We start from the raw sequence: 25258 nt of genomic DNA, 5'->3' as shown, positions 1-25258 counted from the left end.
CTTTATCGTGTTCTTCTATTTTTGCTTCTACTTGATCTTCCTTTTCCCTTTGAAGGGCTCTTCAAACCTTTGGAAACAGTAGTGGCTCTCTGTTTTCTTACCGGTTTACGTTCCTCTTTTTGTTTGCCATTATTTTTTTGCAGCCCATTTGATTTTCTGGACCGATCTGATTTCTCTGCTATAGAATGATTTCGGTTAGCTCTTGTTGTAGGTTTACCTTTATTTTTATCCTTTTCTTGTTTTTTCTCTATTTTTCCTGTCGGTTGCTTTTGTATCGTTATATGAAGTTCTTTTTCAATCAGATCAAGTGCCGGTCGATCGGCAGAAGAATAGAAAGTAATCGCAAGTCCCTTCATTCCTGCTCTTCCAGTTCGTCCAATTCTATGTACATAGCTTTCAGCATCCTGAGGGATATCATAATTGATCACATGCGTAACGCCATCAATATCAAGGCCTCTTGCAGCGACATCTGTTGCAATAAGCAGTTGAAGTTCTGCCTCGCGAAACTGTTTCATAACTTGTTCTCTCTTTGCTTGTGAAAGATCGCCATGCAATTCGCCACAAGAAAATCCATTCCCTTTAAGCACCTCATACAACTTTGAAACCCTGCGTTTTGTCCGGCAAAAAATGACGGCAAGGAATGGACGATGGGTTTCTATTAAATGAATAAGTGTCGCCTGTTTTGCCCGATCAATCGTATGAATAGCAATTTGTTTCACATTTACTGCTGGTCCCTGCGTTTTTTCCATTTGGAGATATTCAGGTTCTACCATATGCTTCCTTGCTAAGCTTTTGATTTCATCTGGAATGGTAGCTGAAAACAATAATGTTTGCCTTGATCTCGGTGTTTGACTAATAATCTCTTCCACTTCATCTAAAAAGCCGATATGAAGCATTTGATCAGCTTCATCTAAGACAAGAAAGGAAACCCTATCCAATTGAATGGTTCCTCTTCTAATATGGTCTAATAAACGCCCAGGTGTTCCAACAACAATGTGAATATTTTTCTTTAATTTTTTTAACTGTTTTTCTACATCCTGCCCGCCATAAACGGCTAAGACGTTTATTTCATCTCTATGTTTAATAAGCTTTTCAATTTCGTCAGTAATTTGTAAAGCAAGTTCACGGGTAGGTGTGACAATTAAAGATTGTATATGGTCGGCTTCACGATCTAGTTTTTCTAAAATAGGCAAAACAAACGCAAGTGTTTTACCTGTCCCTGTTTGAGATTGTGCTATAAGGTCTCTTCCATTCAAAATAGCAGGAATCGCCTTTTCTTGAATGGGAGTTGGTTTAACAATACTTCCTTTCTGTAATGCATGTAAAACACTTGCTGAAATCCCTAATGATAAAAAATCAGGCAAAAAAACCCCTACTTTCCATAATTCCTATTTTATTATTTTGCTTGTTTTCCTTTAAAATAGCAAATTTTTTCTTAAGAACAAAGGCGACCCCATGGTTTGGGATCGCCTAAACTTTTAGTGAGCGGTAGTGGGATTTTGCATTTGCCCATTCATTGGAGCAGGGGCAAAGGAATTGACTAATTGCTCCATATCCTGTTCAGCAAGCTGTGGTACTTGATAATAATGATGTTTATTTTGATATACAGCTAGTTCATAAGCCATTTCAATGCAGTTTGGAATGGAGTCAGCAAAAACTCTGCGTACGACAGGATTTGTTATCTCTAATGCTGCCATTGCTTTAGAGCCTGCACCAGCTTTTAGCGAGCCAAGCATATAGCTGGAAATGCATTCATCAGTAAGCTCTGAAGCAGATTGTAATGGTTTTTTCGGCTGGGAGGGCTTTAATCCGTATACGAAATCATTTCCTTGCGTCATATTGTAGGGCTGCATTCGTATAGCAGGGTCTTGTCCTGTTTTAAAGCAATCCACTGTAGTGTTGTACTCCGTTTTCATATATTGCGTTTGTCGATCGAGTATATTTAACAGCTCTGGGTCTTTTACATGAGGTCGCAGCAATGTATACAAATCTAATGTTCCAATTGTCCCTGATAAGACTTCATGAACATCAAATACTTCATGCCCGCCATGATTTAATTGCTGATTAACCATACCTGTATGCATATTTTGATGCATCTGACCTTGGCCTTGCTGGTTTTGGAATTGCATAGGTCTCCTCCTCATAATAAAAAATCATTGTTATTTTGCGACCGAACTCAGTTATTATTCATTAAACTAAATTAAGGTAATTTCAATCTTTTTTGGAGTAAGCGGGTTTCTCAGGAGAATACTATTTAGAAGATAGTTATAATATTTGACTGGAGTGTTGGTAAAATGAAAGCCGTAACTTACCATGGACCGAAAAATGTATTAATTGACAATGTATTGGATCCGGCAATTGAGAAAAATGATGATGTTATCGTAAAAATTTCTTCAACTGCTATTTGCGGGTCTGATTTACATTTATATCAAGGAAATATGCCCTTGCCTACTGGTTATGTTATCGGTCATGAACCAATGGGAATTGTCGAAGAAGTTGGACCAGAAGTAACAAAGGTAAAAAAAGGTGATCGGGTTGTAATCCCGTTTAATGTTGCTTGTGGTCATTGTGCGTATTGTAAACAGGATTTAACTAGCCAATGTGACAATTCAAATCCGCACTATGATTCAGGAGGTTATTTTGGCTATTCGGAAAAATACGGAAACTATCCTGGAGGGCAGGCCGAGTATTTAAGAGTGCCTTTTGGAAATTTCACGCCATTTGTCATTCCAGAATCATGTGAATTAGAAGATGAATCATTATTATTTTTGTCTGATGTGCTTCCGACAGCATACTGGAGTGTTATCCATGCCGGCGTTAAAAAAGGTGATACTGTCATTGTTCTTGGATGTGGTCCTGTTGGCCTTATGGCACAAAAATTTGCTTGGCTGCAAGGGGCTGAACGTGTGATTGCAGTAGATTATTTAGACTATCGTATGAATCATGCAAAAAAGATGAATCATGTAGAGGTATATGAATTTACGAAGTATCCTGATATGGGTGAGCATTTAAAAGAAATTACCCATGGCGGTGCAGACGTAGTTATTGATTGTGTTGGAATGGATGGGAAAAAATCTCCGCTTGAATTCCTTGAACAAAAATTAAAGCTGCAAGGTGGTACCCTTGGACCGATTCAAATTGCAACAAAAGCAGTAAAAAAAGCGGGTACAGTTCAAATGACTGGTGTTTACGGGGGGAACTATAACTTATTTCCGTTAGGGGCATTCTTTACTAGAAATATTACCTTAAAAATGGGACAAGCACCTGTGATCCCATTTATGCCGAAGCTTTATGAGATGATTAAGAATAAAGAGTTTGATCCAACAGATATTATCACTCATAAGCTCCCTCTTGATCAAGCAAGTCATGGGTACCAGATCTTTAATGACCATGAGGACGATTGTATTAAGGTCGTATTGAAACCTTGAGTGGTGTTTTTACTTTGGAGTTAGTGAATGAGTGCATTCTTCTAAAATAATTGGCAGTTTCGGTAACCACTACCTCTGATTGAGGACTGATTTAGTGAAGGTCTATTGACTTTGGTAGCCAAGAGGGCTGATTGAGGACCTATCTTAATAAAAATTTTATCAGCAACAGCAGACAATGGATTTCAGATTGGCTGCCGTTGCTGATTTATAAGTCATTATGTTATTCCCAGACTCTTTTTCTAGATTGGTTCATATGGCATTCATCACAAATTTGGAATTCATGCTCCCATGGGAGTTTTTTTCCACATCGCCGGCATTTCTTTGCCATATTTTTCACATCTGTTTTCAATCTTTCATGCACATGGTCGCTAATTTCCTCCCTCAGCCGTTCCCAGTAAAGTGCTTCAGTTCGTTGATCCAATCGGTATAAAAATAGAAGATGGAGTCCAATTGCTTTGTAAGTAAGCTCTAATTCCTCGAGATTTCTTTTTTTAATCCTTGGTTCAGGAATTTCGGATTTATTTAAGATCGCATTCATCGTTTGTTCCCATTGCCAGATCAAATCATGTTCTTTTTTAGAAAAAGGGAGATGCAAAAATCCATAAAGATCCGTTATTGACAGTCTAGCTTCGATTTCTGTTCCACGGACCCGTTCATAAAGATCTCTTTCTTCAGATAAAGTTGCTTTCTTTGTTCCATTCGGACTTTCAAACTGCTCCCAAAGCTCAAAAAAAGTTCCCAGGTCACGGTAATATTTCTGAAATCGTTCAAAAATAGCATTTGTCGGTGCGACTGAAAAGGTTTGAACGGGCTTATCCTCAGAATCAAGCAGCCTTTTCATCGTTCGAATATCTGAAACAAAAGCGACTTTTCCGACATTATAAATACCCTTTCGCCCAGCTCTTCCAGCGATTTGCTTCACTTCCTGTGATGTGAGCAGCCGCCTCCTAGTGCCATCGAACTTTTCATTCTCAAGGAACACAATTCGGCGAATGGGAAGGTTTAAGCCCATCCCAATGGCATCAGTAGAAACAATCACTGATGTTTCCCCTTGTATAAAACGCTGGACTTGTTTTTTCCTTGTCTCAGGAGGCATGCTTCCATAAATCATGCTGACAGAATGCTTAGAATTTTCAAGTCTTGAGGCTGTTTCAAGGACGCGTTTTCTCGAAAAACAAATAAGTGCATCCCCTTTTTTTACTTGACTAATCTTAAATTCTTTCTTTTCAACCTCAAGCGGAATGTCACGATGATATTCATATATTTCGATGTCCGCATCTCCAAGCAGCTGGAGAATCATTTCTTTTGCGCTCCAGCTGCCAATAATATGTACTTCCTTTGCATTAGCTTTCGTGATGGCTTTATACCATGAGAAACCCCGATCTTTGTCATTTAACATCTGTGCTTCATCAATAACAATACAATCATAGAATTCTTTTTCATGGAACATTTCAACGGTACAGGAAATATGATTTGCTCCGGAAACGAGCTTTTCTTCCTCTCCCGTTTTTAATGAGCAAGGAGTTCCTTCTCCGTTCAGCTTATCGTATACCTCGAGTGCTAATAGCCGAAGTGGCGCCAAATACAAACCGCTATCAGCAGTTTTCATATTTTCTAATGCTTGGTGTGTCTTCCCTGTATTTGTTTCCCCAATGTGCAAGGTATAACGAATATTTCGTTCCACAGCAGGTCGATATTCTTGACCAAATATATCATCTAGAATCCGTTTCTTTTCTTCCTCTTTACGTGCCATTTCTTCTTGCTCTTCTTTCCTCTTCCGTTCCCTATTGTCTAATGCATCTTCATATATCTTCTTATGTTCACTTAAATCAAAAGGGATGGCTGAAAGCTTAAGCAAGTCATATATATATTCATCCTGAACGATCTCGATCAACTCACTTGCTAACGGTTGGTACGCATATTCGAGTACATTTTCAATCATCGATGCTGTAATTGTTCCGGAAAAGGTATTTTTATACTCATTTGCAATATAATCAGGAAGCTGATCTACCACCAATTTTGGGAGAATAGCTGCCAAATTTTCTGCATACATTCTTTCGTATCGATCATAATACGTTTCGTATTCAAAATAATTTCGTCCTTGGTATCGGGATTTGTGAATTTCACCAGTTAGCTCGTGAAAGAAATCCGATATGGCTGAAAAAGAAGTTTCTTCAAACCCGCCAATTTCAACTAACTTTTCTTCCAAGGCAAAAGTATCAACAGGAGCAAATCTTCGTCTGTTTTTTAAATCAGCTGCCAACTGTTTTGCAGTAAAATGCCTGATATATAAATATAATGTCTCTTCATTCGCATCAATTATCTTTTCTATTGATTGTTCTATGTTATCCTGAAGTTTTACCATTTCTATACGCAGCCTGTCTTCTTCCTCCTTTTGGAGAAAATTAGTACGGGCCTTTTTATATTGATGAGACCACAGTTCAGTTTGGTCATTGAACTTTTCATTTACCCATTTGAATGTATCAAAAGGTTTGTATGTCCTTATTTCCGTTCGAAAAAGATGATTAATAATCTTTCGGCTTACATTGTCTGTTTCAAACCCCTTTTCCAGCAAAAATGTGATTTTTTCCTGCTTCGGTATATTGTTTGTTGCCTTATTTAGCCAGACATTTGTCCAAATTTGCTCCAGATACTGTCCTCTATCAGCAAGATAGTCCTTAAATGTAGGCATAAATTCCTTGTTGCCTAGATATTTATTCATGTCCTCCTTAATTTTATTTTTTGTCTGTTCAATGGCATTACGGTAAGTCAGCTCAAGATGCGTCATTCTTTAAATCTCCTTCGATCGCTAGTATTACTCCTTATTGTAACACTAGGCGCTCAGAAACATGAATGTTATAGATTTTTATAAAAAAGTTAAATAATTTATTGACAAAGGGCTTATACCTTTCATATAATTTATCTAGAATTAAATTATCTCGAATTCAAATTAAATGAATCCAAATAATATGGAGGCGAAATAAAATGACAAACACTAAATGGGCAATTGATCCAGTACACAGCAGCGTTGATTTTTCAATCAAACATATGATGATTGCAAATGTTAAAGGAACTTTCAATAAATTTGATGCGGTGATCGAGGCGAATCCAGCAGATCTAACTTCAGCAAACATTGAATTTTCTGTTGATCTAGCAAGCATCGATACTCGTAATGAAGATCGTGATAACCATCTTCGTTCAGCTGATTTCTTTGATGTGGAAAATCATCCATCCATGACTTTCAAGGCAACGAAAATTGTAAGCAATGGCGATAATGAGTATGATTTAACTGGAGATTTGACTCTGCATGGTGTGACAAAATCAGAAACGTTTACTGTGACTTATGAAGGATCAGGAAAAGATCCATGGGGAAATGAAAAAGCAGGATTTACAGTTGAAGGTGCTGTTAAGCGCAGCGATTATGGCTTAACATGGAACTCTGCTCTTGAAACAGGCGGCGTTTTAGTTGGAGATAAAGTGAAAATTAGTTTAGACGTTCAGGCAGCAAAAGCTTAATTAATAAATACAAAAAAACGGCTCACTATGTATGAGCCGCTTTTTTTGATTATCAAATTTCAAAAATAAAAATATATGAAAATCAGGCTCCAAATAATTGCATAGCATCAAAAACCCCATTATTTGTTTACTGTAATTCCAAAAATTATGATTCTGCTAAAACTAAAGCTATTTTATCCTCAATCATTTTCCCCTTTGCATCATTCAATAAATTGTTTAGGATGATTGAAAAAATGAGCCTTTCCCCGCTCTTTGTATCCACATAACCTGATAGTGAACTAACTGAAGCAATGGATCCTGTTTTTGCTCTTACCTGCAATTGCGCCGGTGAATTTAGCATTCTATTTCTTAGAGTTCCCCCGATCATCCTATTAGGTGCTCCGCTAACCGGAAGTGAATGTAGAAACTGATTAAACCATGATTCATTTTGGACTGCGAAGAGAAGGCTGGTTATTTCATTTGGAGGAATTAGATTTATGTGTGAGATGCCTGAACCATCTCTTAATTCAATTGTATTTGTCCGAACTCCAAATTTTGAAATTTCTGATTCAACTGCCTCCAGCCCTTTTTCCCAGCTTCCTTCTCCTTTAACTACTCTTCCCATTTCCTTAACTAATATTTCTCCATGGACATTATTGCTTAATTTCATAAAAGAAAGCAGCAATTCAGCTAATGGCTGGGATGGATATCCTTTCAGCATTTGAGCATTCATTGGTACTGAGGCTGTCCTCATGCTTCCGTCAAAAGAGATTCCATACTTTTCCAATGATTGTTTTAATAATTCAAGTACAAAATGTGTAGGCTCCCAGACAGCAACCCATTCTTTCGTGGTTTTCGCGTTCTTCGGAATTGTTCCCTCAACGATAATTGTATTCGTTCCATGCAAACGCTCGATAGTAATGTTCTTCTCTTCACCTGATTCTACTGTAATAGCATGATTTATTATTTCAACATAATCAGTTGCAGGCTGTAGAACAATGGAAGGTCTCTTTCTAATATCATCACCAGGATTTACTTCAACAATCACTGTTCCCGCATCATAATCCTCGTCTGGAGAGGCTGTTAATGCTGAAATTTGCGCACCATAATAATAAGTTTCATCACTCCAATTCATATCTCTTGAATATCGAACATTATCATACCAAGTGTCATCTCCTAGGAGATCTCCATTAATTTTATTAATACCTAGGGCTTTTATATCCTTTGCCATTTGATCAAAATCCGAAATTAATAAAGTAGGGTCTCCCTTTCCTTTTATATACAAATTCCCGTTAAGTATTTTATTTTTCACCTGTCCATCTGTTAGTATTTCTGTTGTAAAAGTGTAATCTGGGCCTAATACAGATAAAGCTGCAGCTGCTGTAAATAGCTTCAGATTTGAAGCTGGTTTAAACCGGGTGTCTCCCATTCGTGAATAAAGAATGTCACCAGTTGCCGCATTTCGGACACTAATGCCGGCCAAAGCGCCTTTTAATTCAGGTTCGTCTTCAACGAGCATATTGAGCTTCTGTTCCAGCCCCAAAATGTCCTTGGTTGCTTGTACAGGAGATCGCTTCGAATGGATAAGAGAGCTAATAGTTAGAATGGTAATGATACTAATAGCAAGAATAAGCGTTTTTCTCAAATAAACCAGCCCTTTAAATGAAATCAGCAGCTATCTCGGTATAGCTGCTTGGATTGTAAAAATAACTTCAGGAAATACGTAACTTCTATAATAGTATATAGAAAGCTAGGAAGTAAAATAACCTGAAATGTACTTTAAATAACGTACATTTCAGGTTATAAACATTGCTTTATTCCTCTTGTTCAGGAAAAAATTGAAATCTTGATAGGTCTATTCTTCCACTACTAAAAAACTCCACTCCCTCTCTTTCTAGAGAAAGTTTTTGAATGGAAAAATGTTCGTCGTCCTTTAATCCGATTTCTCCTTTTATATTAACAACTCGATGCCACGGTAATTGGTGTTTTTTGCTCATAGAATGCAAAATTCTAACTACCTGTCGGGCTCCTCTTGGGCTGCCTGCTAGTTTAGAAATCTGCCCATAAGTCATTACCCTTCCTGCTGGAATGTTTTTAATAATTGCTACTGCCTTTTCTGTAAAAGTCTCCAATTGTCTGGCTCCTCTTCCCAGTTCTTTTAGTTCTTTATATTTTTCAATTCACTTAAAATCTGAGGGATTTTCCCATAAATAGCTAGTACATCATTCATTTTCATACGCACTAACCCGCTTGATGATGGTGCAACAAAATCAATAATACCTGGAATGACTGATTTCTCCTGTTTTCCCCATGGCAGTGATTTTTTTTGGCTGAATTCTTGGTAGACACCTTTTCCTACGTAACAAACAATTTTCGGTTTAAAATGACTGATTTTCATTTTCAACTCTTCTCTGCCTACTTGATACTCTTCTTTTGTTATTTCCTCTGCCGCTTTTGTAGGTCTAGAAACTATATTTGTTAATCCATAGCCAAGATTTACTAGCTTATAATCATCTTTTGCATCAAATTTCTCCGGTGTTAGTCCTGATTCATGGAGAATCTTCCAAAAACGATTATTTGGATTGGCAAAATGATGACCAGATTCTGCAGATCGAATACTCGGATTAAAACCAACAAATAATAGATCAAGGTTTTCCTTTAAATGATCCTTAATGGGATTCAAAAAAAGACACCCTTTCTTTTCATTTTCTTATATGGAGAATACAAAAAAAGCAACTACCTGTCTAGTCAATTAATGAAAAAGAACCTATTAAAGGCTCTATAAGGTTTTATCATTTAGATTTCATGCTTAAAACAATAATGATTGACTAGCTCTTCAATTTGATTATGTTCAGGAAACTCACCGGAAAACTCAAAATGAACATCTTCAATAAACTTTCCATTCTTTGTAACATGAATGGCACCATTTTTACTTACAACACTATACTCTGGCTCAAAACGATACCCACTTCTTTCAATAGCTCCCATAAAAACGACTCCTTTTTCATTAGTATGAGATTTTTTCATTGAAAAACTCATAAAAATAGAAAAAGAGCCAAAAAAATGGCTCCTTCAATTACAATTAAGCTTCTGTAACTTCGACCTTCTCCATTACATCTCCATTAGTCATAGCTTTTACAGTATCCATTCCAGAAGTAACTTTCCCAAATACTGTGTGAACACCATTCAAATGTGGCTGTGGCTCATGCACAATAAAGAATTGACTTCCGCCTGTATTTCTTCCAGCATGCGCCATTGATAATGAACCTACCTCATGCTTATGCGGATTGCCTTCAGTTTCACAATTAATTGTGTAGCCTGGTCCACCTGTGCCTGTCCCCTGCGGACAGCCTCCTTGGCTAACAAAACCAGGAATTACGCGATGAAAAGTAAGACCATTATAGAAGCCCTCATTAGCTAGCTTTTCAAAATTGGCTACTGTCCCTGGAGCTGCATCCGGGTATAATTCAAATTCAATTTTTTCTCCGCCTTGCATTAATATGTATCCTTTTTTTGCCATGAATAATCATCTCCTACTATTAAGAATCAGCCTTAATAATAACATTATTTACCCTTCAATTAAAAGTAATTGCATCAGAAATTGTATTAACTTAATAGCTCCATAAAAAAAATTAAAATAAATACGATTAAACTATAAAATGATATATGCAAAAATATGGTTGTTAATCCGAATTTAAGATTATCTAAATTCTTTGGTTCTCTACTAGTTCTTGTTCGCATTATATCACCATCCTTATTAAAATAGTACCGAATTCTAATTACTTTGACAATATGCTAATGGTGACAATAAATATTTGAATTTAGAATTTCTTATTTGCATTCTGCTGTTTTTTCATTACTTCATAAGATTTCTCAATAATGTCTGTCAGCACATCACCTTTGTAAATTCTGCCGAGCTTCGTATTATGCTGATAGTATTCGACAATTTCATCAAGCTTTTTTGATGTTTCATTTGCAATCCGGACATTTAATTGAATTCGTTTATCTTCATTCATCATACCTAAAAACCCTCCAGAATAAGTAATCAATTAATACACTATCTTTACGCTTGCAATTTGCTAGCAAACAAATAGCGAATGCTATCATATTGCTAGCATGATATTTGCCATTATACCACTTTATTTTAAAATAAAAGGAGAATAGTGTCCTTTTTTGCGGACAGCTAATTCTCCTTTTAATTAATTATTAAATGTATTTTTCCATTTATCTTTAAGAAAGTCACCAAACTGGTCGAGTTCATCGACTACATCCATTAGCTTTTCCTTCCATTTTGGCAGCTCTTCTTTAATTTTTTCTGCAGAATCCTTAATCGTTTGCTGGACTTCCTTTTGTTCTTCCTGCTGAGCTAGTTTCTCATTCACAGATTTTGTTGAAAACTCTTCGTTTTCGATATACGGAAGCGATTGCTCGATAATTTCTCTAAATAAAGGGACGACTGTTTTCGTTGTACTGCTTGATAAATAATGGTCTCGATCTGTTTGATCATAGCCTAGCCATACCGCTCCGACGATATTCGGTGTGTACCCGACAAACCACTGATCCTTTGTACCGTTTATTTCATTGTATGGCAGCTGGGTTGTTCCTGTCTTTCCGGCAATTTGAACGCCATTCATTTTTGTTGCTTCTCCAGTTCCTGACTCAACCACATTTAAAAGCATGGAGGTCATTTGCTTAGACACAGTTTTTGATGTAACTTTAACAGTTTTTTTCTTTCTTTCAGCAATGACATTGCCAGTCGGTCCGACGATTTTCGTTATAAGATGGGCATCATGCCGCTTCCCTTCATTTGGGAATGTTGAATATGCCTCTGCGAGTTTCATTGGGGAGATCCCTTTATGCATTCCTCCTAAGGCAATTCCTAAATATTCATCTTCTTCTTCAAGCGGAATGCCAAAACGTTTTAACGCATCAAGTCCTTTATCCAGACCAATTTGATCAAGCAGCCATACAGCTGGGATGTTTAAAGAATCTTCAACAGCTTTATACATCGGAACATCCCCCCCATATTGTTTCGACGAGTTTTCAGGCCTGTAGTCACCAAAGCTCTTTGGCTCATCCTTTAAGATGGATGCAGCTTGATATCCTTCCTCTAATGCTGGTGTGTACACAGCAAGAGGCTTCATCGTTGAACCTGGCTGGGCTTTAATATGGGTTGCACGGTTAAAACCGCGGAAAACATAATCCCCTCTGCCGCCAACAAGTCCTCTTACTCCGCCTGACTGGGGATCTAATAATACGGCACCGCTTTGAACGAGGACACCGCCTTTTCCTCTTGGAAAAAGTGAATCCCTTTCATATATTTTTTCAAGATTTGATTGAAGGTCCTGATCCATTTCTGTATAGATCCGATACCCTCTTGTGAAAATTTCTTCTTGTGTAAGTCCGTATTGATTAATGGCTTCGTCCAGGACAGCATCAACATAATATGGATACTTTCTTTCAATAAAGCTGCCATGCCCTTCCTCTAATGCAATCTTTTCAGAAATTGCCTTCTCATAATCACTGTCAGTAATCATTTTGTGTTCTTTCATTTTTCCTAAAACGACATCTCTTCGCTCGATCGCACGATCATAATGCTTAAATGGATCCCTGCCAGATGGTGATTGCAATAAACCTGCAAGCAATGCAGATTCACTTATCGTTAGATCTTTAGCACTTTTGTTAAAATATTTATTAGAAGCTTGATCAATTCCCCAAGCTCCACTGCCAAAATATACTTGGTTCATATACATCTGCAATATTTCGTCTTTTTTATAGTTTTTCTCTATTTCAACAGCTAAAAACAGTTCTTCGATCTTACGTTTATACGTTTTTTCAGATGAGAGCAAAGCATTCTTTGTTAGCTGCTGAGTAATGGTGCTTCCGCCGCCAGTTATTCTCCCCGCAAACAGATTTTTAAAAAAGGCACGTGCAATCCCTTTGATATCGAATCCATTATGCTCATAAAAACGTTCATCCTCAATTGCAACAATCGCATTTTTTACATAATCAGGCAATTCTTCAATCGAAACTCCCTCAGACCGATTAGTTGCTAAATGGCTTGCTATTTCTTCATTTTTATCATAAATGACAGTTGATTGCTTTAATCCTTCCTTTAATGTTTCTACATTTGCAGTAGCGGCTATAAATGCAAAAAAGAGAATCGTTAATAATAATAGTGTAAGTAATATGAGGAGCAATATCTTTGTTATATGCTTGTTACGCCAAAACCTTCTTATTGCTTCCCAAATTGGCTGAATTCTATTCATCGTATCTCCCTACTTATATCTATTTCAAAGTTATATCTTAATAATAAACGAAAATAAGCCTAAAAGGTTTCAAAAAGTGTAATTTTAGGTCTATCATGAAAGTTGCTGCCCGCTTGATTGCTATTATTTTTTATTTATGTTATAGTAATTATGCGATGAGCTAATTGCATAAGACGATGGACAGTCCTTCAAAGGAAATGCACGAATGTGGCGTGCAGTCATCGCCGCAATACGTAAAAAGACGCCTTATTGGCGTCTTTTTTTATACTTTGATGTCTTTAAGATAAATTAGAAAGAAGGAATGACAATGAAGCGTACGAATAAATTTGAAGCGGAAGAAGTTGTTATTTTAATTTCAACAGGTGAAAAGGTCACAATAAATAAATCTAGTTATATTTCTAATATGAAAAGGTATTCTTATACCATTAAAGAAAATCCAAGTATGTTTTATTTTGAAGATGAATTGGAAACGATTGATTAAATCATTTCACTACTTAATTTGAAAGTTGTGATTCATATATGCCCAATTTTGCGGGAAAGAAAGGCTTAACTGCCAATAGGTTGTTCCTAATAGACCATATTGATCGATAAGCTTATATTTTTCTTGAAAGCTTCGAATATCGTCAAACCAAACGATGTGTTCCTCCACTCCATTCCAATAAGTAAAATATGGTGCTGCGGCTTGAAGATTATAATAAATGACTGAACCAGCTGAAATTGATAAATTTTGCGCTCCAAGAAGTGAATGGGCACTCGTTCTATTATCGGAAACCCTCCAATCGTAGCCATACAAAGGCAAGGCAATTTGTAGCTTTTGCGGATTAATTAAACTAATGGCATAGCGGATAACCTGCTCCATCCACCATAAAGGTGATACAGGATTTGGTGGTCCGGTAGGGTAGCCATAGTCGATTGTCATGACTGCAACAATATCTGCTGCTCTTCCAATGGCTGCATAATCATAAGCTCCGATGATTCGATTTGTTGGAATATCTTCTGTTTTAGCATGAACATTTACGTGGAGAATTAGAGAGCCTAACGCCGTTTTCAGTTCGGTAAGAAACAGATTAAAATCCAATCTTCTTTGCGGCGGAATAAATTCGAAATCAATGCTCACTCCTCCATACCCTTTCTGTATAATAAAATTCATTAAACTATTAATTAAATTTTGCCGATAATTTGGGTTTTCTAGTACACTGCCAATGAGTTCAGGACTAAATTCATCATTTACGAAATTTCTAATCATTAGAAGCGGAACAACATTTAATCTTATGCTTTCTGTAATGAGTTTTGTATCATCTAGGAGAATATATGCATATCCTTCATTTGTTAAGGAGTATGAAACAATTGATAAATAAGTAAGATTATTTGCAATTTGATTGAAGAATGGAAGGAATGTATTTGGAGAATATGGAACAATAAAACCGAGTGTTTCCATCGCTAATTTTATTGGAGATGGAATATTTATTTTTTGCCCAATTTTTAGCTGGTAAGGGTCAATGCCTGGATTTGCCGTAAGAATCAGGTTTATCGTTGTTTCAAACTGGTTTGCTAATCGGTTTAGTGTATCTCCTTGGGAAACGATCTGAGATCTTACAGGTAAGATATTATTAGGAATATAAAGCGCTAGACCGGGTATGATTGCTCCATATTGATTTAACTGATTCACTTCTATAATTGATGAGATGGGTACTTGATAGCTCTGTGCAATTGCCCATATGGATTCCCCACTTTTCACGACATGTACTGTCATTCTCTCACCTCTTTATCATCTCTTTTTAAAAGTTTATGGTAAACCCTTCAGCTAATAGTACAATTATGGATGAAAAAAAGCCCTTTCAAAAATTCTTTGAAAAGGCTTTTCACAGAACAAAAATTAAACCTGCAATCCATAATTTCGGCAAAGGGATGCAAGCCCACCTGAAAATCCGCTGCCAATAGCATTAAACTTCCAATCATTTCCATGTCGGTATAATTCACATACTACAACTGCTGTTTCAATTGAAAAATCTTCTCCTAAATCAAAACGTAATAATTCCTGATTATTCGCATCATCTACTAAACGTACGAAAGCATTAGAAACTTGACCAAAGTTTTGCATCCGTTGATCTGCATCATGAATCGTAACAGTAATTCCAATACGATGAACATTTGCAGGGATTTTTGTGAAATCAACGACAAGCTGCTCGTCATCGCCGTCGCCTTCCCCTGTACGGTTGTCACCAGTATGAATTACGGCTCCGCTTGGATGCTGGAGATTATTATAAAAGATAAAATCAAGATCGTTTTGACATTTATTATTCGCATCAACTAAAAAAGCGGAAGCATCTAAGTCAAAATCATGTCCGCCCTGGTATTTGTTAGTATCCCAGCCAAGTCCGATGATTGCTTTCGTTAATCCAGGATTTGTTTTTGTTAGGTCAATTCGTTGTCCCTTTGATAATTGAATTCCCATCATAAACCCTCCCTAAAAATCTAGTTTAAAGAATGAGCCAGATAGAGTCATGTCTACCTGGCTTTTTTGTATTTGTATTGCAAATACCAGTTGAAAATTAACCTACCTGCAAACCAAAGTCTGTAGCAATACGAGCTAAGCCGCCTTGGTAGCCTGAGCCAACTGCTGAGAATTTCCATTCGCCAGAATGACGATATAATTCACCAACAATAACCGCTGTCTCAATGGAGAAATCTTCGCCAAGGTCATAGCGAATAACTTCCTCGTTTGTTTCTTCATTTACAATTCGCACAAATGCATTCGATACTTGTCCGAAGTTTTGTCCGCGGCTTTCTGCATCATGAATAGTAATGACGAATGAGATTTTTTCAATGCTAGCAGGTACAGCACTTAAGTTCACTTTCACTTGCTCATCATCGCCGTCCCCTTCACCAGTACGGTTATCACCAGTATGTACAACAGAACCATTGCCGCCTTCAAGCTGATTATAGAAAATAAAATCCTTATCAGAAGCACATTTCCCGTTAGAATCAAGCAGGAATATACTTGCATCTAAGTCAAAATCTTGGCCGCCGTCATATTTATTTGTATCCCAGCCAAGACCAACAATCACTTTTGACAGCCCAGGATTTGTTTTAGTTAAATCAACTTTTTGTCCCTTTGATAATGAAATAGCCATAATCGCATTCATCCTCCCAATAATTAATTTACAAAAAAGCAGAAATGAAAAGATAACTCTTCATCTTCTAGTGTAACCGTTTTAATCTATTTACGTAAAACATTTACACCTATATTCCCTTTTTTATAAATCTATTCTACTAAAGTTAAACTTTACTGGCTACAATAATATATCAAAATTTTACCATTGCCGTAAAAATTTATGGGTTTTTCTTATACTAAAAAAAGTGAGAAGCCCATTCTTGCCACGTTTTCCTGTCAATAGACATAACATAAAAAAAGTGCTGCTTTACGTGGTATAAAAAGGGAGGAGTGAACAATAGCAAATGTTTTCTAATCATGATATTGAACCAAAGTTATTTCAAAGAAAAGATGTAAAGGAAACATCCAATCAAGATACCTTTCGCTATAATTATCTGAAAACAGTACTTGAGCAGCAGCAGAAAGTGAATCAGCAGTTTTCAGATGCCTATAGAAAATTGTACAGCCGGATTGATCATTCTATAAAGGATGTTCATTATCAAATCGTAATTTCAAGAGAGAATCATAACGAAAATTATCATACACTTATGAACAAACTGGTAAATCAGGATGAGCTCATAAACCATTTAGTAACATCAATTGAGCAGCAAGAGAACGAAAATAGTATGCTCCTTGCACGTCTTGACCTGCTTGAAAATAGAAATGAACTCATTGCCGAATTAATCGAACAAGAAAACCTAATCAACCAGGCAATTTTGGACCAAGTTTCCATACAGCACCATTCTACTGAATTGCTTACAGGCAAAATTGCTAATTTTGAATCGGTTTCCACCAAGATGTCCGAACAGCTGGAGAAACAAGAGGAACAGTATGATGAGTTGACGAAGCAGCTTGAGGTGCAGGAAGTCTATCATACAACAGTCATGGAACGTTTAGATGTGCAAGAGGCATTAACGCAGAAAATCATAAGGCAGCTTGAAAATCTCCGTGCAGTCATTTATGAGCGCTCAACCTATATAAGTCAAAGGTTTGAAGAGAATTTCAAAAAGATGGTAAAACCAGTTCATAGTTTTTTTGTTCACCAAAATGATAAAGAGGATAGTCAGTCAAAATGAAAAAAGACAAAAAGGAAGTGCTACATTTTCCTTTTTGTCTTTTTTTATGATGTTTTAGCTGGTAGTTGGATTGTGAACGTTGTCCCTTTATTAAGTTCACTTTCAACATCAACTCTGCCGTTATGACTTTCAATAATATGAAAGCTTACCATTAATCCAAGACCATTCCCCTTCTTTTTCGTTGTGAAAAATGGTTCGCCTATTTTTTCTAGCTTGTCTTTCGGAATCCCTATACCTGTATCTTGAATTGAAACATGTACTATTTGAGCGATCACCCTTGCGCGTATTCTTATTTCTCCTCCATTAGATATAGCATCGATCCCATTTTTTATAAAATTTATGAGTACTTGCTTTAAACGGTTTTCATCACATTCCACAGTAATCTTGTCTTGGTTAAATTCAAAGAAAATATGAATATTTTTCTTCCTTGCTTCAAATTCAAATAATGAGAGAACGGTTTTAATAATAGGTATAATATTTTTTTCTTCTAGTACGACCGCTTTTGGTTTCGCGAGCATCATGAAATCTTCGACAATATTATTTACCCGATCAATCTCATCGAGGATAATGTCTAAATATTCTTGCCGTTCCTTATTTTTTTCATCTAATTGAAGAAACTCTGTGTATCCTCTCATTGAAGTTAAAGGATTGCGAATTTCGTGTGCAACACCAGCAGCTAGCTGCCCAACTGTTGCCAGCTTGTCCTGACGATGCATAATTTCTTCGTTTTTCTTTCTTTCAGTAATATCATTCCGAATAGCTAGGTACTGATACGGTTTTCCATTTTCCTTTAGAAAGGGAACAATTGTTGTATCAACCCAATAAAGCGTGCCATCCTTCGCTTTATTTTGTATTTCCCCTTTCCATACTCTTCCCTGTCCAATTGTTCTCCAGAGCTCTTGGAAAAACTCTTTTGAATGATGCGTCGAATTTAACAAAGAATGTGTTTGTCCGATAATTTCTTCTCTGCTGTACTTCGAAATTTCACAGAAACGATCATTTACATTCGTAATGATCCCTTTTTCGTCTGTAAATGCAACAATGGAGGATTGATCAAGGGCAAATTTTATATCACTTACTTCTTTTAAAGTTTCCTTTAAATGCTTTTCGGTTGTTTTTAAGGCAGTAATATCTGAACGAATCGAAACGAATTGATAAGGTGCTCCCTCTCGATTAAGAAATGGCACGATCGTTGTCTCAACCCAATACAGTTTCCCTTCCTTCGACCGATTACAGATTTCACCTCTCCAAATTTCCCCAGAAGATACTGTATCCCACAAATCTTTGAAAAACTGGGCAGAATGAACGCCTGAATTTAAGAGATTATGAGTCTTACCCAGCACCTCATGCATTTCATATTTAGAGATTTCAACAAATTTATCATTCACATATGTTATTTTTCCATTTGGATCTGTAATGGTCACGATTGAAGATTCATCGAGTGCTGACTTAATATCGCTTAGATTTGTATTGCTTACAGCAAGCATTTTACCTGTAATGGTTCTTGAACCAATCAATCCGCTTAGGATAAGTATTGAAACAAAAAAGACGAGATAAATCAGATAGGTTTCAGGATTAGACGTTTGCTGAGCAGTTCCTGAAGCTTTGAGTGAGGAAGATGCGCGCAGCAGCAATAAATATCCTTCAATGATAGCACCTGTAATAACGAGCGAACTGATGGGCATGATCCATATCTCATTAAATCGTGATAGACCTTTAGAATAAAATAACATCCAATATGAAAATACAAATGAACAAAAAATGAGAAGGGTTGAGACTGAAAATAACACTGGATTATAATGGATATTCATTTTCATGGCATACATGCCGGTAATATGTATCGACAAGACCGCAATGGTCATAAAAAAGCTGCCTAATAACAAATGGCGAAATTTAATTTTCATATCAATGACACAGTAAAATGACATTCCTGTAAATGCAATGCCAAAAACAAGTGATAAAACAGTTAACGGTATATGGTAGGTTGCTGAACCATTCATATTAATGGCAACCATCCCAATAAAATTCATAATCCAAATTCCTACTCCGAGTGAAAACGTCCCCCCCAAAAATAGAAACCCTTTATTACTTTCGGTAGAACGTGTAAGAGAAAATAAATCTAAACCTGTATAGGATGCGATAAATGTAAGAACCATCGCCACAAAGATAAGCATTGGATTAAACAATTGTAAAATATCAAGCATAGACGTTATAAAAGCCCCCTTTAGTTAAGGCATTAAAAATAATCACAAGTATGATTGTAATCCAAATATCCATTGGTTGGAAGTGAAATTAAACAATATACTAAATTTCTACTGCCTATAAATTAATCTTTGTGTTATTAATTGAATTTTTATAAAATTCTTTTATTTATAGTACACATTTCGGGGGATATGGTGTATACTGTACTATAACAATAAGAACATTATTAAACTGTATTATAAAAAGGAGGATTTACATGATTCAAGCTGTAAATGAAATGATAAAAGGAATACAAGGAAAAGTATGTCCAGAATGCGGTCAAAAGGTTCATGAACATGTGGAATCATATTTATTGGAATGTGACCGCTGCCTTTCAAAAAAAGTAGAATAGCGCTTTTAATCTAACCATACATTTAAATTGATTGAGCCCTCCCTACCATGGAGGGATTTTTTTTACCCTTCTGCTTCTATATGGAATAGTCATACCCAGTTAGTTGCCTCCGCTTTTCTTTTTGGATTGTGAATAATGAAAAGGTTTATATCTCATGTTATTGATAAGGTGATTTGCTGAAAGGAGAAAAATATGAAAAAGCATGTAAACAAGAATGAAGGAATCAATGATTATAGAATTATGAGCAAAGATGAAAAGTATCCAAATCAAAACAATTATAGAGGCGATTCATTAAATGAACACCACTCAATAGAAACAGCAAATATGATTATTAGCGAAAATGAAATTGGCCAGCAGAATGAAAACCTGTAAACATAAAAAGACTGTTGAGTCCTTTCTCTACAACAGTCTTTTCCTTGAATATTTATTCAATTTGCGGAAGTTCACGCATTTCCGCATTCGTATCATTGCCGCATAAAGGACATTTTAAGTCATCTGAAGCAAATTCTTTTCTCATCCAGCCATTGCATTCATCTTGACTGCAGGAGTATATTTCAGTATCTAACATAATTACTTCTGGCTTATCATCTTGATTTTTTCGGTTGAAAAAAATAGGAAACGCCCCCTTTTTATCAAATACATGCGCCTATCTTATTATCACTACAGGAACGATCTGTGCTTGATGGTTCCGAAGGCGCTTATGCAATTCCTGCTTAGTATGTTCATATTAAGGAAAAATTAACCTTCGAAAAGTTTAGAGAATCTATTCATAATTGGAGGATTTAACAATGAAAGTAAATAATAATACAAAAAAGTATACAGTTGTTGGAACTGATATTGAAGAGGTAAAGCGGCTTAATCGCGATTCGGGATTATCGTACAATGAAGTGAAAGAACTTCTCGCAAAAAGATTAGATCAGAAAAATGAATGACCTCTCCTTTACGAGAGGTCATTCATTTTTCATCACTGCGTGTAATTTTGAGCTTGCCTTTTCTTCCCTAATTAGCCATAGGCTCAAGAAAATACCGATCACTGCGAGTATGGCGAAAAATAAGTAGACCGTAAAAATAGAAGATTCCTCAAAGATAATCCCTCCGACAAAGGTACAAAACCAGTTTCCGAGACCATTTCCAATCGCGGAGTATAGTGTAATCGCTGTAGCAGTAATATGTGCGGGTGTAATATCACGAATATACTGTAGTCCTGCTGGGATAAATAGACCAATCGAGAAGCCTTGTAAGATAGAGGTAGCATAGATAATCCAAAGATCCGGTTCAGCAAAATAAAGCAGCCATCTTCCTAATGAGACAACTCCAGCAATGGTTGCAACCTGAAGTAATCCGATACGATTAATCCAGCTTGCAGCTACTTTCATGAAGGGCACTTCTGATAAAACCGCGAGTAAAAAAGCAATCCCTATTCCTGTATACGTACCGCCGCTCCCGTCAATGAACAGTCCAAAATATGTATTATTAGCAAGGTTTGGACCAAAAACTAAAAATGTGATTCCTAGAAAAACCAGAAACTTCTTATGAAAAAGTATCTCCTTCACTCCCCCAAGGAGGTTTTGATTTCTAGAACTTTTTTCGTACGGCATTCTAGCAGCTAAAATACTTGCTGCTAATAAAGAGAAGAAGAAGGAATAAAAAATAATTTCTTGATTTAGTTCAGATAGCCTTCCCATTACAAATACTGCGATACCAAATCCAAGTGATCCAAATAATCGGATATTTCCATAATTAACTTTGACCTTACTTGTGTATGTTAATGATAAACTATCAGAAACAGGAATGATGGCGCTCTGAAATATAGCTACTAATGTAGCTGTCATGAAAACCCAATAATAGCCATTAAATGTGATATATCCTAGCCCAAATATCGCTGCAATTAGTGTCGCTGAGGTAAGTATTTTAATAGGTGCATTTAATTTATCAGAAATCATTCCCCAAATAGGCTGAAAAAAAATCATAACAATTGGACTAATCGACATGATTGTTCCTATTTGATACCCATTTAGATGTTCAACATCACTTAAGTAAACACTTAATAAGGGATATAAGCTGCCAGTTCCAAAAAAAGTCAATAAATAGAAGGATTGCATGGTCCATATATTTCTTTTTATTTCCTTTGTCATTATTCATCCTCACAATTTTTTTAGTTTTAGATTGAAATAAATAGAAAAGCTTTCTAGATTTTAAAAGATTGCAGAATATATTGTATCACTTTTGAAGTGACTTATCTTAACTAACTTTAGCGCACAGTAAAAATATTTTTGTATGATTCCTTTGTTTTTTGGGAAAATCTAAGGATAAATCGTGCAAGAGATATACGATGTAATTGCATGAATCTTCTAACCTTTATATAGCATAAGAAAAATACTTTACTGCAAGTGAATTCATGTTAGAATAATCAAGTGACAAAAAGAAGATGTCTGACGTCTATTTTCATACCTCTTTGCGGAGAGGTATGTATTTTTGACTAAAATGATAAGCGTTTTCATTGTGGCCATTATTTCATAACGAGGTGTGTTTTCATGAATTATATTTGGGGATTATTTGGGATTGCGACGATCTTTGCCATAGCTCTTCTTCTCTCTTCCAATAGAAAGGCAATTAATATTCGAACAATCCTTGCAGGGCTTGCAATTCAATTAGGCTTTGCTGTTATTGTACTAAAATGGGAGTACGGAAAGATGGCATTAGAAAAATTCACTAATGTTGTCAATGAAGTTATTAGCTATGCAAATGAAGGAATCAACTTCTTATTTGGCGGATTGTTTGCTGAAGGAACAAACATTGGGACAATTTTTGCCTTTCAGGTGTTGCCGATAGTTATTTTCTTTTCCTCGCTTATTTCTGTTTTGTACTATCTTGGGATTATGCAAGTAATTATTAAATTCATAGGCGGCGGTTTAGCAAAACTGCTCGGTACAAGTAAAGCTGAATCAATGTCAGCTGCTGCAAACATTTTTGTCGGTCAAACAGAAGCTCCATTAATTGTGCGTCCATTTTTGGCAAAAATGACTAAGTCAGAGCTGTTTGCTGTGATGACTGGAGGGCTAGCCTCTGTTGCTGGATCTGTTATTGTGGGCTATGCATTGTTAGGCGTACCTTTAGAATATTTACTTGCAGCAAGTTTTATGGCAGCACCTGCGGGCTTAATCATGGCAAAAGTGATGATGCCTGAAACGGAAAAATCAGAAACGACAGATGATATTACGATTGAAAAAGATAAAGAATCAGTGAATGTAGTCGATGCAGCGGCACGCGGGGCTAGCGTAGGGCTATCACTTGCCTTGAACATTGGTGCGATGCTGCTGGCATTCATCGCTTTAGTTGCTTTAATCAACGGTATTATTGGCGCTGTTGGCGGCCTATTTGGATTTGAACATTTGACGCTAGAAATGATTTTGGGTTATGTATTCTCGCCAATTGCCTTTGCAATCGGTGTCCCATGGAGTGAAGCCGTTCAGGCTGGCGGTTATATCGGACAGAAATTAGTGTTAAATGAATTTGTTGCCTACTCTTCCTTTGCACCTGAAATCAGTCATTTGTCTCCGAAATCAGTTATTGTTATCAGCTTTGCCTTGTGCGGTTTTGCTAATATTTCATCTATGGCTATTCTCCTCGGAGGATTAGGAAATCTTGCACCTGAACGGAGAAGTGACATTGCTAAACTTGGAATTAAAGCAGTAATCTCTGGTGCGCTAGCATCCTTATTAAGTGCGGCTATTGCAGGAATGTTAATTTAGTAAACCAATAAAAGCATGCTGGCCAATGAATTGGATTGATCTGACCCAATAAAGTTAGACAAATAATTTTATGCAACTTTTAAGACTTGAGTTCGGTATTCCACCGGACTCAGGTCTTTTAATTTTGCCTTCATTCGTTTGTGATTGTAATAGTGAATATAATCAGCTAATTCCTTTTCAAAATGCTCTATACTGTCAAAATCCTGTAGATAAAGGAGTTCGGACTTTAATAAGCCAAAGAAGTTTTCCATGACTGCATTGTCCAAACAGTTTCCCTTTCGAGACATACTCTGCGTAATTTGGTGCTGTTCTAATGTTTTTTGATATTGTTTCATTTGATAATGCCAGCCTTGATCTGAATGAAGAATCACTTGCTCTCCTGGCTGAAGACGTTCTATTGCTTGGACTAACATTTCTCCGACCAATTTATAAACAGGACGTTTCATGACGTTATAAGCAATGATTTCACCATTACACAAATCAAGTACTGGAGAGAGGTAACGTTTCTCACCGAATAGGTGGAATTCCGTCACATCGGTTACCCATTTTTGATTCACTTTCTCTGCAGAAAAATCACGGTTTAGGATGTTAGGAGCAACTTTTCCCACATTACCTTTATAAGAACGGTACTTTTTCATGCGGACTAAGCATAGTAAGTCCATATCATTCATTAAACGATTGATGGTTTTTTTATCGTGTTTAAACCCTCGTTTCTCTAGTTCTTTCGTGATCCGACGGTGTCCATAACGACCCTTATGTTCATGAAAAATCTCTTTAATACTTTCTTTTACGTTCGCATATTTATCAGGTTGATTTAATTTTTTCTCCCAATAATAATACGTACTACGTGGAATGTCAGCGACTTCAACTAAATCTACAACTTCATACATATGCTTTAGTTCAAAAATTACCTGCGCTTTGATTTTGTTTGTAATTTTTCCTGCATTTGAACTAAAGCGTTCAACTTTTTTAAGTAGGCATTCTCCATTTCTAAACGCTCAATTTTCGCTTGTAGTACTTCTACCGTATCTTCAACTAGTTTTGGTGTTTCTTTCTTTGAATCAATTTTCTTTGTTTCTTTCTTCATAGATGGTCGCCCCTTTTTCTTTGGTTGTAGGGCGTCTAATCCATCTCGATTTAACTTTAATCTCCAATTTCGTATCATTCCAGGAGAAGAAATATTAAATATCGCAGCTGTATCAATAGAAGATGTACCCGTTTCGATCATATAATTTAGTACATCCATTTTAAACTGAGTTGAATAACTTGTATAGCTTTTTAGAAAAGCTTCAATGCCATGTTGTTCGTATAGGCGAATCCATCCACTCAAAATAGTTGGTTTTACCTGAACCTCCCGCGCAATCTCATTGATAGATTCATTCCCATTTAAATACCTTGAAACAATTAGAATCCTTTGTTCTGCAGTAAATTTAGCCATTAAAAAACCCCCATAAATGTTAGTTTGATGTCTAACATTTATGGGGCAGTTCA

25 protein-coding genes are annotated in these 25258 nt (G+C 36.4%); 8 read left to right on the top strand and 17 right to left on the bottom strand.

Annotation, left to right across the window (positions count from 1 at the left end):
• Nucleotides 1-2 precede the first annotated feature (2 nt).
• Entirely contained in the window at nt 3-1364 is a 1362-nt protein-coding gene (locus C1726_RS24090; protein ID WP_102275478.1) for a DEAD/DEAH box helicase, read from the bottom strand.
• A 114-nt stretch (nt 1365-1478) separates the two neighbouring features.
• Nucleotides 1479-2129 (bottom strand): spore coat protein, encoded by a 651-nt coding sequence (locus C1726_RS24085; RefSeq protein ID WP_102275477.1) that lies wholly within the window; start codon nt 2127-2129, stop codon nt 1479-1481.
• 165 nt (nt 2130-2294) lie between these two features.
• Here C1726_RS24085 and C1726_RS24080 point away from each other — a divergent pair, with 165 nt between their 5' ends.
• Nucleotides 2295-3428 carry a zinc-dependent alcohol dehydrogenase gene (locus C1726_RS24080; RefSeq protein WP_102275476.1) on the top strand — a complete coding sequence of 378 codons (1134 nt, stop codon included), beginning with the start codon at nt 2295-2297 and terminating at the stop codon, nt 3426-3428.
• Nucleotides 3429-3648: 220 nt separating this feature from the next.
• On the opposite strand, the gene C1726_RS24075 is transcribed toward C1726_RS24080, so the two are convergent.
• A complete protein-coding gene (locus C1726_RS24075; RefSeq protein ID WP_102275475.1) occupies nt 3649-6216 on the bottom strand; it encodes a helicase-related protein in 2568 nt (855 codons plus the stop codon).
• Nucleotides 6217-6413: 197 nt separating this feature from the next.
• On the opposite strand from C1726_RS24075, the gene C1726_RS24070 reads away from it, so the two are divergent.
• On the top strand, nt 6414-6944 hold the full coding sequence (locus C1726_RS24070; protein WP_102275474.1) for a YceI family protein: 531 nt from the start codon (nt 6414-6416) through the stop codon (nt 6942-6944).
• Nucleotides 6945-7089: 145 nt separating this feature from the next.
• Here the strand turns inward: C1726_RS24070 and dacB are convergent, their stop codons facing one another.
• The 7 genes from dacB to C1726_RS24035 form a co-directional block, all read right to left on the bottom strand.
• Nucleotides 7090-8568 (bottom strand): D-alanyl-D-alanine carboxypeptidase/D-alanyl-D-alanine endopeptidase, encoded by a 1479-nt coding sequence (gene dacB / locus C1726_RS24065; protein ID WP_102275473.1) that lies wholly within the window; start codon nt 8566-8568, stop codon nt 7090-7092.
• A 169-nt stretch (nt 8569-8737) separates the two neighbouring features.
• Complete coding sequence (locus C1726_RS24060) at nt 8738-9055, bottom strand: MGMT family protein (protein ID WP_102275472.1); 318 nt, start codon at nt 9053-9055, stop codon at nt 8738-8740.
• Nucleotides 9056-9081: 26 nt separating this feature from the next.
• On the bottom strand, nt 9082-9606 hold the full coding sequence (locus tag C1726_RS24055; protein WP_102275471.1) for a mismatch-specific DNA-glycosylase: 525 nt from the start codon (nt 9604-9606) through the stop codon (nt 9082-9084).
• 113 nt (nt 9607-9719) lie between these two features.
• Nucleotides 9720-9911: a YbxH family protein gene (locus C1726_RS24050; RefSeq protein WP_102275470.1), complete on the bottom strand. Its 192-nt coding sequence runs from the start codon at nt 9909-9911 to the stop codon at nt 9720-9722.
• 94 nt (nt 9912-10005) lie between these two features.
• Complete coding sequence (locus C1726_RS24045; RefSeq protein WP_102275469.1) at nt 10006-10443, bottom strand: peptidylprolyl isomerase; 438 nt, start codon at nt 10441-10443, stop codon at nt 10006-10008.
• Nucleotides 10444-10744: 301 nt separating this feature from the next.
• A complete protein-coding gene (locus C1726_RS24040; RefSeq protein ID WP_102275920.1) occupies nt 10745-10939 on the bottom strand; it encodes a hypothetical protein in 195 nt (64 codons plus the stop codon).
• Between the two features lie 183 nt (nt 10940-11122).
• Nucleotides 11123-13192: a transglycosylase domain-containing protein gene (locus tag C1726_RS24035; protein ID WP_102275468.1), complete on the bottom strand. Its 2070-nt coding sequence runs from the start codon at nt 13190-13192 to the stop codon at nt 11123-11125.
• A gap of 307 nt (nt 13193-13499) precedes the next feature.
• Here C1726_RS24035 and C1726_RS26400 point away from each other — a divergent pair, with 307 nt between their 5' ends.
• Nucleotides 13500-13673: a hypothetical protein gene (locus tag C1726_RS26400; protein ID WP_180968291.1), complete on the top strand. Its 174-nt coding sequence runs from the start codon at nt 13500-13502 to the stop codon at nt 13671-13673.
• Between the two features lie 9 nt (nt 13674-13682).
• Here the strand turns inward: C1726_RS26400 and C1726_RS24030 are convergent, their stop codons facing one another.
• The 3 genes from C1726_RS24030 to C1726_RS24020 form a co-directional block, all read right to left on the bottom strand.
• Nucleotides 13683-14945, bottom strand: a complete 1263-nt coding sequence (locus C1726_RS24030; protein ID WP_102275467.1) for a glycoside hydrolase family 18 protein — start codon at nt 14943-14945, stop codon at nt 13683-13685.
• Between the two features lie 123 nt (nt 14946-15068).
• A complete protein-coding gene (locus C1726_RS24025; protein WP_102275466.1) occupies nt 15069-15647 on the bottom strand; it encodes a TerD family protein in 579 nt (192 codons plus the stop codon).
• A 97-nt stretch (nt 15648-15744) separates the two neighbouring features.
• Nucleotides 15745-16326, bottom strand: a complete 582-nt coding sequence (locus tag C1726_RS24020; protein WP_102275465.1) for a TerD family protein — start codon at nt 16324-16326, stop codon at nt 15745-15747.
• 325 nt (nt 16327-16651) lie between these two features.
• Here C1726_RS24020 and C1726_RS24015 point away from each other — a divergent pair, with 325 nt between their 5' ends.
• Entirely contained in the window at nt 16652-17422 is a 771-nt protein-coding gene (locus C1726_RS24015; protein ID WP_102275464.1) for a hypothetical protein, read from the top strand.
• A gap of 44 nt (nt 17423-17466) precedes the next feature.
• Here the strand turns inward: C1726_RS24015 and C1726_RS24010 are convergent, their stop codons facing one another.
• Nucleotides 17467-19626: a PAS domain S-box protein gene (locus tag C1726_RS24010; protein WP_102275463.1), complete on the bottom strand. Its 2160-nt coding sequence runs from the start codon at nt 19624-19626 to the stop codon at nt 17467-17469.
• 275 nt (nt 19627-19901) lie between these two features.
• On the opposite strand from C1726_RS24010, the gene yhfH reads away from it, so the two are divergent.
• Both yhfH and C1726_RS24000 read left to right on the top strand, forming a co-directional pair.
• Entirely contained in the window at nt 19902-20015 is a 114-nt protein-coding gene (gene yhfH / locus C1726_RS24005) for a protein YhfH (RefSeq protein WP_235822885.1), read from the top strand.
• A 192-nt stretch (nt 20016-20207) separates the two neighbouring features.
• The gene (locus tag C1726_RS24000; RefSeq protein WP_102275461.1) at nt 20208-20387 is read left to right on the top strand and encodes a hypothetical protein; all 180 of its coding nucleotides are present in this window, start codon (nt 20208-20210) and stop codon (nt 20385-20387) included.
• A 52-nt stretch (nt 20388-20439) separates the two neighbouring features.
• On the opposite strand, the gene C1726_RS23995 is transcribed toward C1726_RS24000, so the two are convergent.
• Nucleotides 20440-20628 carry a cold-inducible protein YdjO-related protein gene (locus tag C1726_RS23995; RefSeq protein ID WP_102275460.1) on the bottom strand — a complete coding sequence of 63 codons (189 nt, stop codon included), beginning with the start codon at nt 20626-20628 and terminating at the stop codon, nt 20440-20442.
• A gap of 175 nt (nt 20629-20803) precedes the next feature.
• On the opposite strand from C1726_RS23995, the gene C1726_RS26395 reads away from it, so the two are divergent.
• A complete protein-coding gene (locus tag C1726_RS26395; RefSeq protein WP_180968290.1) occupies nt 20804-20947 on the top strand; it encodes a hypothetical protein in 144 nt (47 codons plus the stop codon).
• An 18-nt stretch (nt 20948-20965) separates the two neighbouring features.
• Here the strand turns inward: C1726_RS26395 and C1726_RS23990 are convergent, their stop codons facing one another.
• Nucleotides 20966-22153, bottom strand: coding sequence for an MFS transporter (locus tag C1726_RS23990; RefSeq protein WP_235822884.1), 1188 nt, complete (start codon nt 22151-22153; stop codon nt 20966-20968).
• A 396-nt stretch (nt 22154-22549) separates the two neighbouring features.
• On the opposite strand from C1726_RS23990, the gene C1726_RS23985 reads away from it, so the two are divergent.
• Nucleotides 22550-23767: a NupC/NupG family nucleoside CNT transporter gene (locus C1726_RS23985; protein ID WP_102275458.1), complete on the top strand. Its 1218-nt coding sequence runs from the start codon at nt 22550-22552 to the stop codon at nt 23765-23767.
• 68 nt (nt 23768-23835) lie between these two features.
• On the opposite strand, the gene C1726_RS23980 is transcribed toward C1726_RS23985, so the two are convergent.
• Nucleotides 23836-25205, bottom strand: a protein-coding gene (locus C1726_RS23980) for an IS3 family transposase (RefSeq protein WP_102271266.1) whose coding sequence is annotated in 2 segments (ribosomal slippage) — nt 23836-24740 and nt 24740-25205 — 1371 coding nt in all. Because the reading frame shifts where the segments join, the coding sequence is not laid out codon by codon here.
• Nucleotides 25206-25258: the final 53 nt, after the last annotated feature.

This window comes from Cytobacillus massiliigabonensis (assembly GCF_900199725.1).
In the GTDB taxonomy this organism is placed as follows: Bacteria; Bacillota; Bacilli; order Bacillales; family Cytobacillaceae; genus Cytobacillus; species Cytobacillus massiliigabonensis.
The sequence above is the reverse complement of the archived record's forward strand: the minus strand, read 5'-3'. Positions and strand labels throughout refer to the sequence as shown.

Coding starts and splice junctions, on each gene's coding strand:
- C1726_RS24085 (WP_102275477.1), bottom strand. CDS start 2,129: ATGCAATTCCAAAACCAGCAAGGCCAAGGTCAGATGCATCAAAATATG.
- C1726_RS24080 (WP_102275476.1), top strand. CDS start 2,295: ATGAAAGCCGTAACTTACCATGGACCGAAAAATGTATTAATTGACAAT.
- C1726_RS24075 (WP_102275475.1), bottom strand. CDS start 6,216: ATGACGCATCTTGAGCTGACTTACCGTAATGCCATTGAACAGACAAAA.
- C1726_RS24070 (WP_102275474.1), top strand. CDS start 6,414: ATGACAAACACTAAATGGGCAATTGATCCAGTACACAGCAGCGTTGAT.
- C1726_RS24050 (WP_102275470.1), bottom strand. CDS start 9,911: ATGGGAGCTATTGAAAGAAGTGGGTATCGTTTTGAGCCAGAGTATAGT.
- C1726_RS24045 (WP_102275469.1), bottom strand. CDS start 10,443: ATGGCAAAAAAAGGATACATATTAATGCAAGGCGGAGAAAAAATTGAA.
- C1726_RS24040 (WP_102275920.1), bottom strand. CDS start 10,939: ATGAATGAAGATAAACGAATTCAATTAAATGTCCGGATTGCAAATGAA.
- C1726_RS24035 (WP_102275468.1), bottom strand. CDS start 13,192: ATGAATAGAATTCAGCCAATTTGGGAAGCAATAAGAAGGTTTTGGCGT.
- C1726_RS26400 (WP_180968291.1), top strand. CDS start 13,500: ATGAAGCGTACGAATAAATTTGAAGCGGAAGAAGTTGTTATTTTAATT.
- C1726_RS24030 (WP_102275467.1), bottom strand. CDS start 14,945: ATGACAGTACATGTCGTGAAAAGTGGGGAATCCATATGGGCAATTGCA.
- C1726_RS24025 (WP_102275466.1), bottom strand. CDS start 15,647: ATGGGAATTCAATTATCAAAGGGACAACGAATTGACCTAACAAAAACA.
- C1726_RS24020 (WP_102275465.1), bottom strand. CDS start 16,326: ATGGCTATTTCATTATCAAAGGGACAAAAAGTTGATTTAACTAAAACA.
- C1726_RS24015 (WP_102275464.1), top strand. CDS start 16,652: ATGTTTTCTAATCATGATATTGAACCAAAGTTATTTCAAAGAAAAGAT.
- C1726_RS24010 (WP_102275463.1), bottom strand. CDS start 19,626: ATGCTTGATATTTTACAATTGTTTAATCCAATGCTTATCTTTGTGGCG.
- yhfH (WP_235822885.1), top strand. CDS start 19,902: ATGATAAAAGGAATACAAGGAAAAGTATGTCCAGAATGCGGTCAAAAG.
- C1726_RS24000 (WP_102275461.1), top strand. CDS start 20,208: ATGAAAAAGCATGTAAACAAGAATGAAGGAATCAATGATTATAGAATT.
- C1726_RS26395 (WP_180968290.1), top strand. CDS start 20,804: ATGAAAGTAAATAATAATACAAAAAAGTATACAGTTGTTGGAACTGAT.
- C1726_RS23985 (WP_102275458.1), top strand. CDS start 22,550: ATGAATTATATTTGGGGATTATTTGGGATTGCGACGATCTTTGCCATA.